13 protein-coding genes are annotated in these 15,312 nt (G+C 62.6%); 9 read left to right on the top strand and 4 right to left on the bottom strand.

Annotated features, from left to right (window positions below):
- Positions 1–51: 51 nt before the first annotated feature.
- Both FHW92_RS02605 and FHW92_RS02600 read left to right on the top strand, forming a co-directional pair.
- Entirely contained in the window at positions 52–1,287 is a 1,236-nt protein-coding gene (locus tag FHW92_RS02605; RefSeq protein WP_168601642.1) for a serine hydrolase, read from the top strand.
- 25 nt (positions 1,288–1,312) lie between these two features.
- Positions 1,313–3,505 (top strand): TonB-dependent receptor, encoded by a 2,193-nt coding sequence (locus tag FHW92_RS02600; RefSeq protein WP_168601641.1) that lies wholly within the window; start codon positions 1,313–1,315, stop codon positions 3,503–3,505.
- 48 nt (positions 3,506–3,553) lie between these two features.
- On the opposite strand, the gene FHW92_RS02595 is transcribed toward FHW92_RS02600, so the two are convergent.
- On the bottom strand, positions 3,554–4,678 hold the full coding sequence (locus FHW92_RS02595) for a hypothetical protein (protein ID WP_168601640.1): 1,125 nt from the start codon (positions 4,676–4,678) through the stop codon (positions 3,554–3,556).
- Positions 4,679–4,886: 208 nt separating this feature from the next.
- On the opposite strand from FHW92_RS02595, the gene FHW92_RS02590 reads away from it, so the two are divergent.
- The 3 genes from FHW92_RS02590 to FHW92_RS02580 all read left to right on the top strand — a co-directional run bounded on the left by FHW92_RS02590 (position 4,887) and on the right by FHW92_RS02580 (position 9,515).
- Complete coding sequence (locus FHW92_RS02590) at positions 4,887–5,939, top strand: aromatic ring-hydroxylating dioxygenase subunit alpha (RefSeq protein WP_168601639.1); 1,053 nt, start codon at positions 4,887–4,889, stop codon at positions 5,937–5,939.
- The gene (locus FHW92_RS02585; RefSeq protein ID WP_168601638.1) at positions 5,936–7,012 is read left to right on the top strand and encodes an amidohydrolase family protein; all 1,077 of its coding nucleotides are present in this window, start codon (positions 5,936–5,938) and stop codon (positions 7,010–7,012) included. Before FHW92_RS02590 ends, FHW92_RS02585 begins: the two co-directional genes overlap by 4 nt.
- A gap of 121 nt (positions 7,013–7,133) precedes the next feature.
- The gene (locus FHW92_RS02580) at positions 7,134–9,515 is read left to right on the top strand and encodes a TonB-dependent receptor (RefSeq protein ID WP_168601637.1); all 2,382 of its coding nucleotides are present in this window, start codon (positions 7,134–7,136) and stop codon (positions 9,513–9,515) included.
- A 39-nt stretch (positions 9,516–9,554) separates the two neighbouring features.
- On the opposite strand, the gene FHW92_RS02575 is transcribed toward FHW92_RS02580, so the two are convergent.
- Positions 9,555–10,415, bottom strand: a complete 861-nt coding sequence (locus FHW92_RS02575) for a LysR family transcriptional regulator (protein WP_210428340.1) — start codon at positions 10,413–10,415, stop codon at positions 9,555–9,557.
- A gap of 174 nt (positions 10,416–10,589) precedes the next feature.
- Here FHW92_RS02575 and FHW92_RS02570 point away from each other — a divergent pair, with 174 nt between their 5' ends.
- Genes FHW92_RS02570 through FHW92_RS02555 form a run of 4 tightly spaced genes read left to right on the top strand, consistent with a single transcriptional unit; the run spans position 10,590 to position 14,100 of the window.
- Positions 10,590–11,525 (top strand): VOC family protein, encoded by a 936-nt coding sequence (locus FHW92_RS02570; protein WP_246869940.1) that lies wholly within the window; start codon positions 10,590–10,592, stop codon positions 11,523–11,525.
- Between the two features lie 37 nt (positions 11,526–11,562).
- Entirely contained in the window at positions 11,563–12,639 is a 1,077-nt protein-coding gene (locus FHW92_RS02565) for a fumarylacetoacetate hydrolase family protein (RefSeq protein WP_168601634.1), read from the top strand.
- Position 12,640: 1 nt separating this feature from the next.
- Positions 12,641–13,069: a DoxX family protein gene (locus tag FHW92_RS02560; protein ID WP_168601633.1), complete on the top strand. Its 429-nt coding sequence runs from the start codon at positions 12,641–12,643 to the stop codon at positions 13,067–13,069.
- Positions 13,066–14,100, top strand: coding sequence for an aromatic ring-hydroxylating dioxygenase subunit alpha (locus tag FHW92_RS02555; RefSeq protein WP_168601632.1), 1,035 nt, complete (start codon positions 13,066–13,068; stop codon positions 14,098–14,100). The genes FHW92_RS02560 and FHW92_RS02555 overlap by 4 nt, the downstream gene beginning before the upstream one ends.
- Positions 14,101–14,120: 20 nt before the next feature.
- On the opposite strand, the gene FHW92_RS02550 is transcribed toward FHW92_RS02555, so the two are convergent.
- The gene (locus FHW92_RS02550; protein ID WP_168601631.1) at positions 14,121–14,753 is read right to left on the bottom strand and encodes an NrsF family protein; all 633 of its coding nucleotides are present in this window, start codon (positions 14,751–14,753) and stop codon (positions 14,121–14,123) included.
- Position 14,754: 1 nt separating this feature from the next.
- Positions 14,755–15,312, bottom strand: a complete 558-nt coding sequence (locus FHW92_RS02545; protein ID WP_210428339.1) for a sigma-70 family RNA polymerase sigma factor — start codon at positions 15,310–15,312, stop codon at positions 14,755–14,757.

The following is a 15,312-nucleotide window of genomic DNA, read 5'->3' as shown; positions in this document are numbered from 1 at the left end:
ATGGGCTCAGCGGCGGCTCATGAAAGCCGGGTCGCAGGGAGATGGATCAACATGACTTTTGCATTTCGTCTAGCCGTGGGCGCGATGGCTGGTTTGCTGGCGGGGCCGACGACGGTCTGCGCCCAGCAGCAACTTCCGGCCCAATTGAAGGGAGAGGTCCGCTCCGACGTGCCGGTGGCCACGCAGGTCATGCGTTGGCACATGAACGATGCGGATGTGAACTCTTTCGCCTTCCGCAACATGGATCAACTGTTCACCACGCGCCTTGTCGGCCATTCGGGGGCGCCCTCGCCCCTGCCCAAGGTCGAGCGGCCGATGGATTTCACCTATTCCTTCGCGGGCAAGACCTGGACCGCCCAGCAGGCGCTGGAGCGGACCTATACCAACGCGCTGCTCATCATGAAGGACGGGCGGATCGTCACCGAGATCTATCGCAACGGATCGAACGAGCGCACGCGCTTCATGGGCTGGTCGATGACCAAGTCGATCACCTCGACGCTGGTCGGAGCGGCGCTGGCGGACGGCCTGATCGCCTCGCTCGATGATCCGATCACCCGCTATCTGCCCGAATTGAAGGGCGGCGGCTATGATGGCGTGACCATCCGCCAGATCCTCCAGATGCGCTCGGGCGTCGATTATGAAGAGCGCTATGATTTTGCCAACCCCGGCATCGCGGCCAGCAACCATATCAACGCGCTGGTCAAGAATGTCGCGCGTTTTGCCGATGTGGCCCGCACGATCAAGCGCAAGTCCAAGCCGGGCGAGGTCTTTGCCTATAAGACCATCGACACCGCCGTTCTGGGCTGGATGATCGAGAGGGTCAGCGGCGGATCGGTGGCGGCCTACACCGCGCGCAAGCTGTGGGAACCGCTGGGCACCGAGGCGGACGGGTTCTACATCATGGATGGCGAACCGGGCACCGGGCGCGAGTTCAGCGGCGCCGGTTTCAACGCCACCTTGCGCGACTGGGCACGCTTTGGCCAGATGATGCTCGACGAGGGCGTGATTAACGGCAAGCGCGTGGTCGGCGCCGATTGGGTCAAGGCGGCGCAAGCCCCCGCCGGACCGGAAGACGGCCCTGAAGGCGGCTATGGCTATCAATGGTGGACCATGGCCAATTCGCCCGCCTATTCGGCCATCGGGCTGCAGGGACAATATGTCTACATCGATCCGGCAAGCCGGACCGTCGTGGTCAAGCTGAGCTATTTCCCGCCGCAGGACGGCGAAGTGAGCCAGGAGACGCTGGCATTTCTGGCCGCCGCCTCGGCGTGGAAGCCCCAATCCTAACAACATAAAACAAAGGGAGGGAAATATGAAACTTCACTCTATGCTGGGGGGCGCTCTTGCGCTCGCCCTTGCTTTCCAACCGGATGCCGGTCTGGCGCAGCAAGCAGCCCCCGCAACCGAGGGCGCCAGTCAAGGCGTTGGCGACATCATCGTCACGGCCCAGCGGCGCAAGGAAAAGCTGCAGGATCTGGCCGTCTCGGCAACAGCCTTCGATTCCGGCTCGCTGGCCGCCAAGGCGGTGACCAACCTGTCCGATCTGCAAAATGCCAGCCCGGCCCTTTCGATCTCCGATGGCGGCATTACCCAGTCGATCAACATTCGCGGCATCGGCCTTGCCAGCAATTCGCCCAGCGTGACGGCCGGTGTCGCCACCTATGTCGATGGCCTGTTCCAGCCGCCGATCGTGCAAGGGAACAGCTTTTACGATCTGGCCAGCGTCGAAGTGCTGCGCGGGCCGCAGGGGACGCTGGTGGGGTCGAATTCCACCGGCGGGGCGATCTTCATCAACACGCAGAACCCGCAGCTCAACAAGGGGCTGGGCGGCTATGCGACGGTGGGCGTCGGCAATTACAATTCGTTCCAGTCCGAAGGCGCGGTAAACCTGCCTGTTTCCGACACATTCGGGCTGCGCGCGGCCGGTTTCTATCGCAGCCACCGCAGCTATTACACCAGCGTCGGCCCGGTGCCCACGGACGCGGGCAAGCTGCAGGAAGGCGGCGGCCGCCTGACCGCCATGTGGAAGCCCGGATCGTTTCAGGCCATCGCCAAAGTGTCCTTCAATGATCGCAACACAGGCGGCTATGCCTATCGCCCGATCCTTGGCACGCCCTTTGATGCCTACCGCGTGGGCGATATCCGCACACTCAGCTTCGATACACCCGTTGCCAACCGCGAACGCGCCTTTCAGGCCAGCCTTGAGCTGAAACAGGAATTGGCCAACGGGATCGTGCTGCGCTCGGTCACGGGTTATCAGAACAAGCGGATCAATGCGCTCAACGATGTCGATGCTTCGGCCGGGCCGGGCGGCGTGGCGGAAAACTATTTCGCGGGCGAAAAGGTCTATACGCAGGAAATCAACATCATCTCGCCCACGGCGGGGCGGTTCGACTGGATTCTGGGCGGCTATTTCCAGCGCAACGACATCCGCATCCGCATCCTTCAGGACCAAGGCGGCTTTCCCACCGACATCATCGGCGGCAACCAGCGCACGACCACCGGCCTGTTCGCGCAAGGCAATTACGAGATCGTTCCGGGCCTTGAGGCGCAATTGGGCGCGCGCTATTCGACCTATAAGGCGACCGGCTATGGCGATGTCACGATCGGGCGCGGCATTCCGGGCTTTCCGACGGGCGGCCTTGCCGTGGCCTCGCTGGCGGGCGAGCATAAGGATTCGCTGGCAACCGGCAAATTCGCGCTCAACTGGAAAATGGATCGCGACAACCTCCTCTATGCGCTGGTCGCGCGCGGCTACAAGCCGGGCGGCTTCAATTCGCCTACGTCCAATTTCGACCCCGAACGCGTGATCAGCTATGAGGCGGGCTGGAAATCGGCCTTCCTGCACAACCGCATCCGCACCCAGCTCAGCGCTTTCTACAACCAATACTCCAATTTCCAGTTCAACGTGGTCGAACCCAGCACCGGCTTTTCTGGCGTGGAGAACATCTCCACCGTCAAGATCAAGGGCGTCGAGGCGCAGGTGCAGGGGCGCTTTGGCGGCTTGGGCTTTGACGCCAATGTTGCCTTTGTGGATTCGCATCTGGCCAGCGTGACCTTCGTCAATACGCGGCAACTGGGCGGGGCCAATCTCGGCCCGCAATGCCCGGCCGGTCAGCCCTCCTCGCCCCCGCTCTGCTTTGACTATCGCCCCTTTATCCAGACCACGGGCGGCGGCCCCAACCTCTATGCGCCGCGCCTGACGTGGGGGGGCGGCATCGAATATGAACTGTCGCTGGGCGGCGAGGTGACGCTGACGCCGCGGGTGAACTATGCCTATGTGGGTGAGCAATTCACCTATATCGGCTATTCGCCGCTGTCGGACCGGCTCAATGCGCGCGGGCTGCTTTCCGCGATTGTCACGCTCAAGCTCAACGACAGGCTGAAGGTCGAGGCTTGGGGCACGAACCTGACGAACAAGCAATATATCACCGGGCAACTGAACTCGAACGAGTTCTATGGCGCGCCGCGTGAGTTTGGTGTCAAGCTGAACGTGACCTTCTGATGGGAGCGGTCGGGGCGGCTGCATTCCGCCTCGGCCGCCCCGGCCGCCCTAGAGCCGCGCGAGCGACTGGCAGACCTGCCGGACCAGATCAGCCTGACGACCAACCCCGGTCTTGGCCAGCGCGCTTTTGAGCTGCATCCTTGCCGTGCCCTCGGCAATGCCGCGATGGGCGGCGAAATCCTTGACCGTCATGCCGCCCACCAGATGCGCGGTCAGCATCGCCTCGGCCATGGTCAGCCCGAACAGATCGGCCACCTCGGCCGCATTGATGCTGGGCGCCGTGCCGGGCGAGCAGAGCGCAACAAGCGCGAGGTTGTTGCCCGGACGGCGGCGGTCGACAGCATCACGGCGCAGCACGCGCAGATGCAGCACTTGCGCAGGCTCATCCCCTACAAGGCGGCAGGTATCCCCTTTCTGCCCCCGGATGGTTTCCCGGACCATCTGGTCGGCCTCCATCGCGCGAAGGCGCAACTTTCCGGCCGAGCGCGCGATCTGCGGCAATGTGTCGATCAGCCTTTCGGCGGCGGCATTCATCCATTGCAGGCCCAGATCCCGGTCACAGGCCACCAGCGCAAGGCTGGTAGAATCCATGAAAGCCTCGGTCATGGCGAGACGGGCGTCATATCCGGCCGTTTTGGCAAGCAGGAGCGAAACCTGCTGGAAATGGGGCAGGAGTTGTTGCAGAAAATACAGGTCGGCCTCGGTCATGTCGCGCCCGTCGCCGACATGGCGATGAAAAATCATCGTCGTATGTTCGCCCGGCGCGGTCTTGCACCCCAGCCAGAACCCCGGCCCCAGACCGCAGGTGGCCAGACCGAGACGTAACGCCTCTCGGTCGGCGGCGGTGAAGGCAAGGCTGCGCTGGTCGCTCTCGATCTCGTCCTGCCCCTGCGGTTCGGTATCGCGGCGAAAGCGAGGGTTGAGCGGCGAATTGGCCCAGGCATCGTGGCGTTCGGCCTCCTGCGTCGACCATGTGTCGCGCCGACAAAGGAAGGGGACAAGGTCGTCCTTATCGGCAACCAGGCTCTGAAACACGGCGCTGGCCACGCCCAGCCGCATTTTTATCGCATCAAGAACGGCGGTCCAGCGCAATTCCTCGCCGACCGCGCCATACATCGTGGCGATGAGTTGGTTGTCATCCACCGGCGGCTGCCGCTCCTCTCTGCCCGTCACGGTGCTCTCCGGCCCGCTTAAGGGTCAAGCTACTCCGATTTTGGCGTCAAGGCGAGATCCGTCACGCGATGACATGCCCGGTCAATGGCGCGGGCGCGGCCACTCCATAGATTATGGTGATATCTTCATCATCCAAGATTGATTTTAATTTCAAAAGCCCCGCCGCTAAACTGACGAAAATCCCATAAAACCACAAAAAGGAAGAGGCATGTACCCGTTTGGCAAGGCGCAGCCCTTTGTGATGAACCGCTGGTATATCGCGGCTTTTTCCGAAGAAATCACGCGCACACCCTTTGGCCGCACCATCCTCGGCAAGCCGCTGGCCTTCTATCGCACGCAGGCGGGCGAGGCGGTGGCCATGTATGGTCTGTGTCCGCACCGCTATTTCCCGCTGGCCAAGGGCCGGGTGGAGGGCGATGCGCTGGTCTGCGGCTATCACGGCTTTGTGTTTGAGGCCGATGGCAAATGCAGCGCCATCCCTTCACAGGGCACGGGCGCGGGCTTTTGCCAGCCCACTTATCGGGTCGAGGAACGCGGCCCGCTCTGCTGGATCTGGATGGGGGATGCGGATCGGTGCGACCCGGATCTGATTCCGCCCTATGCCGATTTCGGGCTGGGGGTCGAGGGGTGGCGCTACAGTTCGCCCAACCATTTCACCATCCGGGCGCGGGCACAATTGCTGATCGACAATCTGATGGACCTTACCCACCTGCCCTATCTGCACCACCATATCGCGGGGGGCGAGGCGATGAAGGCCATGCCCATGCGTGAGGAAGAGCGCGAGCGCAGCTATCGCCTGATCCGCAGCGGCAAACTGCCATGGGGCGGATTCCACGATCTGTTATGGGGCGCCGATCATAGGTACGAAGGGCTGGCCGACTGGGAATCCATCACCGATTTCTATGGCCCCGAACTGATCCGCACCAATATGCCGCTGTTCACCAGCGTGCCGGGGCAAGATCATGTGCCATCCGCACTGGGCCACCTGCATATCCTGCATGGCATCACTCCGGAAACGGCAACGAGTTCGCATTATTTCGGCTTTGCCAATCGCAATTTCCGCCTTGATGACGAGGTGCTCGATGCCTTCCAACTGGAATCGGACAAGAAGATCCGCCAGCAGGACATTGACGCGATCGAGGCCGTCGAACCCCATGTCGATGCCGCATCGCAGATCCAGCGCGAGTTGCTGGTCAAATCCGATGGCCCCGCGGTCAAGGTCCGCCGCCGCATCGCCGCCATGCTGGAGGCCGAGGCATGAGCGGCGATCACCTCTGCGCCTGCGGGCCTGAGCGCGCGCCGATCCCTGTGGCGCAGCGGGGCAGGCATCTGGTGGTGGACCTGCATTGCCACATGAACATTGCCGCCGCCGAAGCGCTGATCCGCGCCGAGGTCGAAAATCCGCCCAATCCGCTGGCCTTCATGTCTGCGGCCTCGATGGCCACCAATGCCAAGCTTTTCGCCGCCATTGGGCGCAAATTGAACGGCATTGACGAAAGGCTGGCCGATATGGACCGGCTTGGCGTCGATGTGCAGGCCATCAGTCCCTCGCCCGGCCAATATTACTATTTCGCTCCCGATGAACTGGGCCGCGATGCCGCACGGATGGTCAATGACGGGATCGCGGCAGCGGTGGCGCAGCATCCCGACCGGCTGGTGGGCATGGGCACGGTGCCGCTGCAGAATGTCGAGATGGCGGTGCGGGAGATGCGCCGCTGTGTGGGTGATCTGGGGCTGCGCGGGATCGAGATCGGCACCAATGTGGCGGGGCGCGAGTTGGCCGAGGATGCGTTCCGGCCCTTCTTCGCGGCGGCCGAGGAACTGGGCGTGCTGCTGTTTCTGCACCCGCTGGGCTTTACCCATGGCGCGCGTCTGGCCGAACATTATCTCGACAATATCATCGGCAATCCGCTCGAATCCTCCATCGCGCTCAGCCATCTGATTTTCGGCGGTGTGCTGGAACAGCATTCGCGGCTGAAATTATGCGTGGCCCATGGAGGCGGCTATCTGCCCGCCTATTGGGGGCGGATGGATCATGCCTATCGCGCGCGCGATGATTGCCGCCGGTTCATCACGCGTGAGCCGTCCTCCTATCTGCGCCAGGTCTGGCTCGACACGCTGGTGTTCGACCGGGATCAGCTCGACGCGCTGGTGCGCACCCATGGCGCTGACAAATTGTGTCTGGGCACGGATTACCCCTTCGACATGGGCGAGCCCGATCCGGTGGGTTTTCACGCGCATTTGCCCGATCCGGTCAAGGCCCGCCTGCTGGGACTGAATGCGGCGCAATTGCTGGGTCTGAGCCCCCTATGCGACTCATGCGGGCGGGAATGAGCCTGCGTCAAACTATCAATAAAAATGATTTCTGATTGCCCAACTGATGATTGGACGAATGGTCGGATCGCATGATTTCATCGCCTGCCACAAGAGCAAAAACCAAAATGGGGAGAGAGACATGAAATCAGCCTATTTCATCGCGTCCAGCCTGCTGGCGCTGGTCATGCCCGATCTGGCCCGCGCGGCGGAGACCGACAGCGGGCCGGCCATTCAGGACATTGTCGTCACCGCCCAGCGGCGCAGCGAGAGCCTGCAAAAGGCCGCCATTGCCGTTTCGGCCATCGGCGGCGATGAATTGAGAAACACCGGCATCACCCAGCCCACGGCGCTGGGCAATGTGGTTCCTTCGTTGCAGGTGGCGCCTGCGGCGGGGCCTTATAACCTGTTCTATCTTCGCGGGGTGGGCAATTTCAACGGCAATGCCTTTTCCGATTCCGCCATCGCGTTCAACTTCGCGGGCGTCTATCTTGGCCGTCCTTCGGCCACGTCGGGCTTTTTCTATGACCTCGAACGGGTCGAGGTGGTCAAAGGGCCGCAAGGCACGCTTTATGGTCGCAACGCCACCGGGGGTGCGATCAATGTCTTGCCGCAAAAGCCGCAACTGGGGGCTTGGGGCGGTTTTGCCGGGGTGGATGTCGGCAATTACGCGGCGCTGCGATTGGACGCCGCCCTCAATGTCCCGATCGGCGAAAGGGCAGCCGCGCGGATCGCGGCCATGCGCGTCAAGCACGACGGCTATATGAATGACGGCACCGACGATCAGGACGATGTCGGCCTGCGCGGATCCTTGCGCTTTGAACCGAGCAGCGCGGTCCACCTCAATCTGATCGCCGACTATTTCGATCAGGGCGGACGGGGCGTGGGCATGACCCCGCTGCTGGCCCCGCAAGGCGTTGCCACGGCGGCAACCATATCGCCTGACAGCCGCATCGGCATCTTCTCGCCCCAGGGACAGGCTTTTTACACCAGCCAGCGCGCGGGCCTGCTGGGCCGACCGTTTCAGCCCTTCCCGTCTGGCTTCCAGCCCTATTTGCGCAATAATTTTTTCGGGATCGCGGGATCGGCTGAATGGGTCAGCGACTTTGGCACGCTGACCATTCTGCCGTCCTATCGCGAAGGCCATTTGAATTATAACAGTTTCACGCCGGGCTTTCAGGTCAACGCGGTCGAACGCAACGCCCAGACCAGCGTGGAGGCGCGCTTTGCCACGCCCGAGTCAAAGCCGCTGCGCGCGCTGCTGGGCGCCTTCTATTATCACGATCACACCTATGGCCCCTATGGCGATTATGCGTCCAACTGGAACGCGCAATATGACAAGGATATGCTGCTCAACACCACCAGCAAGGCGCTGTTCGGACGGTTGACCTATGCCGTGACGCCCGACATCCGGCTGACCATCGGCGGCAGGCAGACATGGGAAGACAAGGATTTTACCGGCAGCCGTGTGTCGCTGACGCGCATCTGCACGGCCGCATCCTGCCCCACCGCGCCCTCGCTGCCCTATGGCCCGACACCGGCCGCCCTGGGCGCCTTCCCCTCGGTGCTGGTTCCCACGCTGGGGGCGGCGCCCTATGGCGGGCTGCCCGATGTGGTCAATGCCCCCAATGTCATCCAGTCGGCCACCGTCTTTACCAACAATCAGGCCCGAAGCTTTGGCAAATTCACATGGCGCGCGGGCGCGGACTGGGACATTACGCCGCGCAATCTGGTCTATGCCTCGTTTGAGACCGGGTTCAAGGCTGGCGGCTTCTATTACAGCCCGAACGGCGCGGGCGGTTCCTTCGATCCCGAGACGCTTCAGGCCGTCACGCTGGGTTCGAAGAACCGTTTCTGGGGTAATCGGGTCCAGTTGAACCTTGAACTCTTTCGCTGGAAATACCGCAATCAACAGATCAGCCACCTGCTGACCGTGGCGGGCGTGCCGACCTTCGTGACCGAAAATGTGGGCCGCGCAACGTTTCAGGGCTTCGAACTGGAGGCGCGCTTTGCCGCCACGGCACAGACCACCCTGTCGGCCGACCTGCAATATCTCGACGCCAGCTATGACCAGTTCACCTTTCAAAGCCCCAATTCGAACGGCGGAGTGTTTAACGGCACCTCATGCCCCACGGCGAGCTTTGCCGGTTCGGGCGCCTATATCATTGATTGCAGCGGCAGGCGGCCCGTCAATGCCCCGGAATGGACGCTCAATTTGGGGCTGGAACAGCATATTCCGGTGTCTTTTGGCGAATTCACGCTGAATGCCAAGGCGCATTACCAGACCACCACGGTGATCGGCATGGAATTCGCGCCGGTCGAAACACAGGGCGCCTATTGGCTGGCCGATGCACAGATCAATTTCCGCCTGCGCTCTTCGGGCCTGTCGCTGGGCCTGTATATGAACAATATTTTTGACAAGACGCTGCTCTCTCAGGCTTTCCCGACGCCCGGGACCAGCTTCTACGCCACCACCCTGCGCCCACCGCGCACTTTTGGTGGCCGCGTGTCCTATAAATTCTGATGATACGGCGGGGGAAGGCGATGCCCTTCCCCCTCTTCCTTATGCCTGAATTTCGCTCAACAGGCGCAGGATCCAATGCAGGCCCGGATCGCTGTCGCGCACCTTGTGCCATTGCGCGATTTGGATGATCTCCGGGAAGGGTTGCCACGTTTCGTGAATGGCGATGGGATAGACCCGCGCGAAATATTCGGCATAGCGGCGGTGCATGGTCGCCAGTCGCCGCGTGCCCACAACACCGCGACACAGATCGCCAAAACTGGGCAACAAGACCTCGACTCGGCGTTCACGGTCCATTTTCGCGATATATTCGTCGGTTACCGATGGGCGGCGATCAGGGCCAAAGGTGGAAACGGCGTGGCCCACCTCGAAGAATATATCCTCGGTGATGGTCGTATAGCCCGCATCGCGCCAGCTGATGATGACGTCGCTGTCGCGCCATAATTCCATCGAGGGATATTTGGCGTTCACATAGGGATGCACGGTGATCGCCACATCCACTTCGGCCCGCTCCAGCCGTTCCGAGGCCTGACTGCTGGGCGGGATCACCTCAAACGTCACCTTGGGCGCCAGCGCCGAGGCGCGCACGAACAGATCGGCCAGCCCGATCGTATAGGCATAATCCGAAGCGATGATGCGGAAATGGCGGCTGGACGTGGCCGGGGTGAAATCGCCCGCCCGCGTGATCTCGCCCCGGATTTGCAGCAGGGCGCGGCGCACCGGGCCCGACAGGTCCTCGGCCTTGGGGGTGGGCTGCATCTTGCGCCCATGCAGCACCAGCAGATCGTCGCGGAAATAATCCCTCAACCGGTTGAGCGCGCCGGTGACAGCCGGTTGCGTCAGATTCAGCCGCCGCGCCGCCGCCGAAACATTGCGCTCCTCAATCAAGGCTTCGAAAGCCACCAGCAGGTTAAGGTCAAGCCCGTCAAATCGCATGGGGCTTTGTATCAGCCTTAGTTATACCAAACAACTCCAATATTCGATTGGACGCTTTCTGCCCACTGGCCGATGAATGCGGGGACACCGCAGGCGCAGTCTGGCAGCGCCGCGAAACAGGAACCGGGGAGAGAGGCCGTGATGCTGCGCAAGCTGCACCATGTTACATTCCATGTGCGCGATCTGGCGCAAACCGAACAATTCGCGCAGGACTTCGGCCTGATCACCGTCGAGCATACGGCCGAGCGTCTGGTCATGGCCACGCAGGGCGGCGACGCCTTTGCCTATGTCGCCTATCGCGCCGAGGAGCCCAAATTCATCGGATTGGCCTTTGAAGTGGCCAGCCCGGCCGATCTGGAGGAGGCCATCGCGGCGCAGGGCGCGCAAGGCATCGCCGAACTTGATCTGCCGGGCGGTGGGCGCTGCGTGACGCTGAGCGATCCCAACGGTTTTCGCGTGGATCTGGTCCATGGCGTCGGCGCGAAACAGGCCCTGCCCGCCTATCCCGCGTGGCAGATCAACTCACCGCTCGCCTATCCGCGCGAGGGGCGCTTTGAACCCAAACGCCCGATGGCCCCGGCCAAACTGTTCCGGCTGGGCCATATCGGCCTGTTCGTCCCCAATTTCCTCGCCAGCCTGCCGTGGTACAGGGACGTGCTGGGCCTGATCCCCAGTGATATCTATCACGTGCCGGGCCTGCCCCATGTCCAGATCATCGGCTTCCTGCGCCTCGACCATGGCGAGGAATTGGTCGATCACCATTGCATCGCGCTGATGCAGAGCATGGATGGGCGCACCGACTGCCACCACATCAGCTTTGAAGCGCAGGATTTCGAAGCCCAGTTCATGTCGCACCGCTATCTGGAATCGCGCGGCTATGATCTGGTCTGGGGCGTCGGACGCCATCCCCACGGCAGCCATGTTTTCGATGTCTGGCGCGACCCGGACCGCAACCGCTTCGAAACCTTCACCGACACCGACCGCCTGCGCAAATCCGACGGCAGCCGCATTCACGATGTCCATGACGTCGAAATGGATGTGTGGAGCTCGGACCCGCCCGACCGCTATTTTTCCTGAACATCAACCTTTCCAACCCCTTACGCGAGGTCATACCATGACAGACCACAGCTTTCTCAAACCCCTTCCCGCAGCGCCCGAGCCTGAGGGCATTGACGATATCACCGGGCTGGTGGCCGGCTCCTTTGGCATCGGCACGTTCCGCGATGGCGATGGCGCGGCCTTCCCCGGCGTGGTGGTGCCCGGCGGCGGGGTGTACAGTCTGGCCGAGGAATACCGCGACACCCATGCCGTCTTCGAGGATTGGACGCGCGCCTCCAACCTGGCCAATGATGTGGCCGCGCGTCAGGATCGCCATGCCCATGACTATCGGGCGCTCACCATCCTGCCGGTGCTGGCCCATCCCAACCTGCTGTGCGCCGGGTCCAATTACCGCCAGCATGTCGCCGAGATGATGACCTTCAACAAGTTCAATCAGGACAAGCGCATCGCGGGCGAGAGCGACGAGGCGTTCTTTGAGCGTAACCTGGGCGAAATCGACCGGCGCGCGCGCGAAGGCATGCCCTATTTCTGGACCGGCCTGCATTCCTCGCTCTGCGGCGCCAATGAGGATGTGCCTTTGCCGCTGATCGGGCAGCATCCCGACTGGGAGCTCGAATTCGGCGCCATCGTCGGGCGGACGGGCCGCTATATCCGCCCGGACGAGGCGGGCGATCTGATCGCGGCCTATGTCATGGTCAATGACATAGGCACCGTGGACGAGTTCCGCCGCGCCGATGTCCGCTTCATGTATGATTGGGTCAGCAAGCATCAGCCCAATTTCAAACCCTTCGGCCCCTTTGCCGTGCCCAAGGAATTTGTCGACCGCAACAAGGTCCAGATCCGCCTGAAGGTGAATGGCGAGATCCGTCAGGACTGGCCGATTTCCGACATGATCTTTCAGCCCGAACAGATCCTGTCCTATGCCTCCGAACGCATCCGACTGGTTCCGGGCGATCTGCTGATCACCGGTTCGCCGCCGGGCAATGGGGCGATGTGGGGCAATGCATGGCTGAAACCGGGCGATGTGATGGAAAGCGAGATCACCGGTCTGGGCCGCCAGACCAACCGCATTGTGGCCGAGGAAACGGGCGGGCGCAGCCCCACCTATGGCCCCTTTATCACGGAGTGGTGATATGAACCCGCCGGTCCGGATCGGCCTTGGCCTGCTGCGCATCGTCTCCGGTCTGATCTTCATGCAGCATGGGGTGCAAAAGCTGTTCCTGTGGCCCGCCAGTGTACATCACCCCGGCCCGCTGGTGATCTTCAGCCTTGCCGGGCTGGCGGGTTGTCTTGAATTTTTCGGCGGTCTGGCCATCGTGCTGGGCCTTGCCACGCGCCCCGTCGCCTTTGTTTTGAGCGGGGAGATGGCGGTCGCCTACTGGATGATCCATTTCCCCGCCGGATTGGCCATGAAGGATGGCTGGATGCCGGTGGTCAATCAGGGGGATCTGGCCATCCTGTTCTGCTTTGTGTTCCTTTATCTGGCGCTGGCCGGGGGCGGCGCGTGGAGCCTTGATGCCATAATCGCCCGGCGACGGGCCAATCGGGAGAGGAAAGCATGACATTCCTGCGCAACGCATGGTATCCGGCCGCATGGTCCGCCGATCTGGGCGATGCGCCGATGGAACTGACCATGCTGGATCAGTTCATCGTCCTTTTCCGCGGCGAAGGCGGGCAGCCCAAGGCGCTTCATGATGCCTGCCCCCACCGCTTTGCCCCTTTAAGCCGGGGCAAGTCGCGCAATGGCCGTATCGTCTGCGGCTATCACGGGCTGGAATTCGATGGGGCGGGGCGATGCGTCCACAATCCGCATGGCCATGGCGCCACCGTTTCGGCGCTACGCGTCCGCGCCTTTCCGGTGGCCGAGCGCTATGGCATGCTATGGATCTGGATGGGCGCAGAAGGGGGCGAGGAAAGTCACCCCCTGCCCGACCTGCCGCTTTTCGACGATCCCGGCCTGACATGGGTCCATGGACAGCTTGATGTGCGGGTCCATTACGAGCTGGTTACGGACAATCTGCTCGACCTGACCCATGTTGAGTTTCTCCATCCCTTCCTCGCCTCGCCGGGCAATGCGGCCCGCACGCATTATCGCTGCGAACAGATGGGCGATGAGGTTCGCTCGGTCTATACGATCAGGGACGAGCCGGTGACGGGCCTGTTCCAATTGCTGTGGCCCGACACCCCGGAGCGGGCGAATATGGTGGCCGATATTGTCTGGCAGGCGCCCGCCCGCCTCTCGCTGAAAACCAGCATGGGACGCGGGGAAAGCGCAGCTGGGAATGATCCGCAACTGGTGGTCATGCATCTGCTGGTCCCGCAGGGCGAGAATGCCACGCGCTATTTCTGGGCGGCGGGCAGGAACAGCGCCAAAGACAGCGAGCAGGTTTCGGCCATGCTGCACCAAGGCACGCAAAACGCCTTTGAATTTGAGGATGAGCCGATGATCGCGGCCGTGCGCAGCCGGATGCGATCCAATGATCTCATGGCGCATAAACCGGCCATCCTGCCCTTTGACGAAGGCGCGATCCGGGCAAGGCGCATCCTTGCGCGGATGCTGGGCCGCGAATTGGCCGAACAGGCGTCAGGATAGCGGCAACGGGCGCCCGTTTTTCAGGCCCGGATCAACGGGCGGCCCGCCAGAACCGTAATCCCTCCCAAAACCAAAGCCGCCAGCAGATGGGCGACAAAATCCGTCATCGACATTTCCGCCGGATGACAAAAACCCAGCAGGCCAAAGGCCATGAAGGCAATCCCCGCCCCCGCCACGGTCAAGGACCGCCCGGGATTCAGGGATCGGGTGCGCCGCAGGGCGGCAATGGCAACAAGGATCATCGGCGCGCCCGCGGTCAGCACAAAGGTGAAGCAGTAACTGCCCACGCCTCTTTGAAAACTGATCAGCCGGGGCGACAGGGCCATGCTGACCATGGCCAGCACCAGCCATGCGGCCAATCCGCCCACGATCCAGCCCCTGCCCCGGACCCGCCCGTCGGCCACGCTGATCGAGAGGGAAGCGGCGAAGATCGCCAGCCCCAGCGTCAGCGACAAAGCCACATTGGCCACCGAAATCACCGCATGGGCGGATGACCAGTCGGTGGCGAAACGATGCAGCATGCGCGTGGCCAGAAAGCCCAGCCCCAGCGCCACCGGCGCCCAAACCATCACCCGCCGCCACACCGGCGCCACCCGGGCAACGGGCCGCAGGTCGTGGGTCAGCGCCTCAATCAGGGCTTCAGAATCGCGCATATCAGGCATTTCCATCCTCGCGCAGCCGGGCAAGGGCGCGGTGGAGCAGGGATTTGACCGCCGAAACGGACATCCGGCTTGCGCCCGCCGCATCATCCAGACTCATCTCTTTCAGCTTGACCATTTCCACCATCATCCTTTGCCTTTGCGGCAAACGGCCCAGCAAACGGGCCACTTCGCGTTCATTGCCCCATGCCTCGCCCGGATCGGCAGAGGCATGGTCGGCGGCGGCATCCATCGCTTCGTCATCCATGATCTCAAACCGCCGCGTCCGGCCCGACCGGCGCAGGACATCTATCGCGCGCGACACGGCGATCGCCCCCACCCATGGCATCAGCGGCCGCGCCGGGTCATAGGTGTGGCGCAGGCGATGGATCGTCATCAACGTGTCCTGCACCGCGTCCTCCACCAGATCCTCATCGAAAATGCGGCGCGCGGCGATGCGGCGGATGGCAGGCAAAATCGCGCGCAGTACCATGCGATAGGCCCCATGGTCGCCGTCCTGCGCCCGCCGCATCCATGCGGGCCACTCGCTTTCGGGGGGAAGGTCGCCGGGCAC

This window comes from Novosphingobium sp. SG707 (genome assembly GCF_012275515.1).
Lineage (GTDB): Bacteria > Pseudomonadota > Alphaproteobacteria > Sphingomonadales > Sphingomonadaceae > Novosphingobium.
The sequence above is the reverse complement of the archived record's forward strand: the minus strand, read 5'-3'. Positions and strand labels throughout refer to the sequence as shown.

Bases quoted from the DNA above. Each gene is read 5' to 3' on its own strand.
- FHW92_RS02605 (WP_168601642.1), top strand. From the start codon at position 52: ATGACTTTTGCATTTCGTCTAGCCGTGGGCGCGATGGCTGGTTTGCTG.
- FHW92_RS02600 (WP_168601641.1), top strand. From the start codon at position 1,313: ATGAAACTTCACTCTATGCTGGGGGGCGCTCTTGCGCTCGCCCTTGCT.
- FHW92_RS02590 (WP_168601639.1), top strand. From the start codon at position 4,887: ATGTACCCGTTTGGCAAGGCGCAGCCCTTTGTGATGAACCGCTGGTAT.
- FHW92_RS02585 (WP_168601638.1), top strand. From the start codon at position 5,936: ATGAGCGGCGATCACCTCTGCGCCTGCGGGCCTGAGCGCGCGCCGATC.
- FHW92_RS02580 (WP_168601637.1), top strand. From the start codon at position 7,134: ATGAAATCAGCCTATTTCATCGCGTCCAGCCTGCTGGCGCTGGTCATG.
- FHW92_RS02570 (WP_246869940.1), top strand. From the start codon at position 10,590: ATGCTGCGCAAGCTGCACCATGTTACATTCCATGTGCGCGATCTGGCG.
- FHW92_RS02565 (WP_168601634.1), top strand. From the start codon at position 11,563: ATGACAGACCACAGCTTTCTCAAACCCCTTCCCGCAGCGCCCGAGCCT.
- FHW92_RS02560 (WP_168601633.1), top strand. From the start codon at position 12,641: ATGAACCCGCCGGTCCGGATCGGCCTTGGCCTGCTGCGCATCGTCTCC.
- FHW92_RS02555 (WP_168601632.1), top strand. From the start codon at position 13,066: ATGACATTCCTGCGCAACGCATGGTATCCGGCCGCATGGTCCGCCGAT.
- FHW92_RS02550 (WP_168601631.1), bottom strand. From the start codon at position 14,753: ATGCGCGATTCTGAAGCCCTGATTGAGGCGCTGACCCACGACCTGCGG.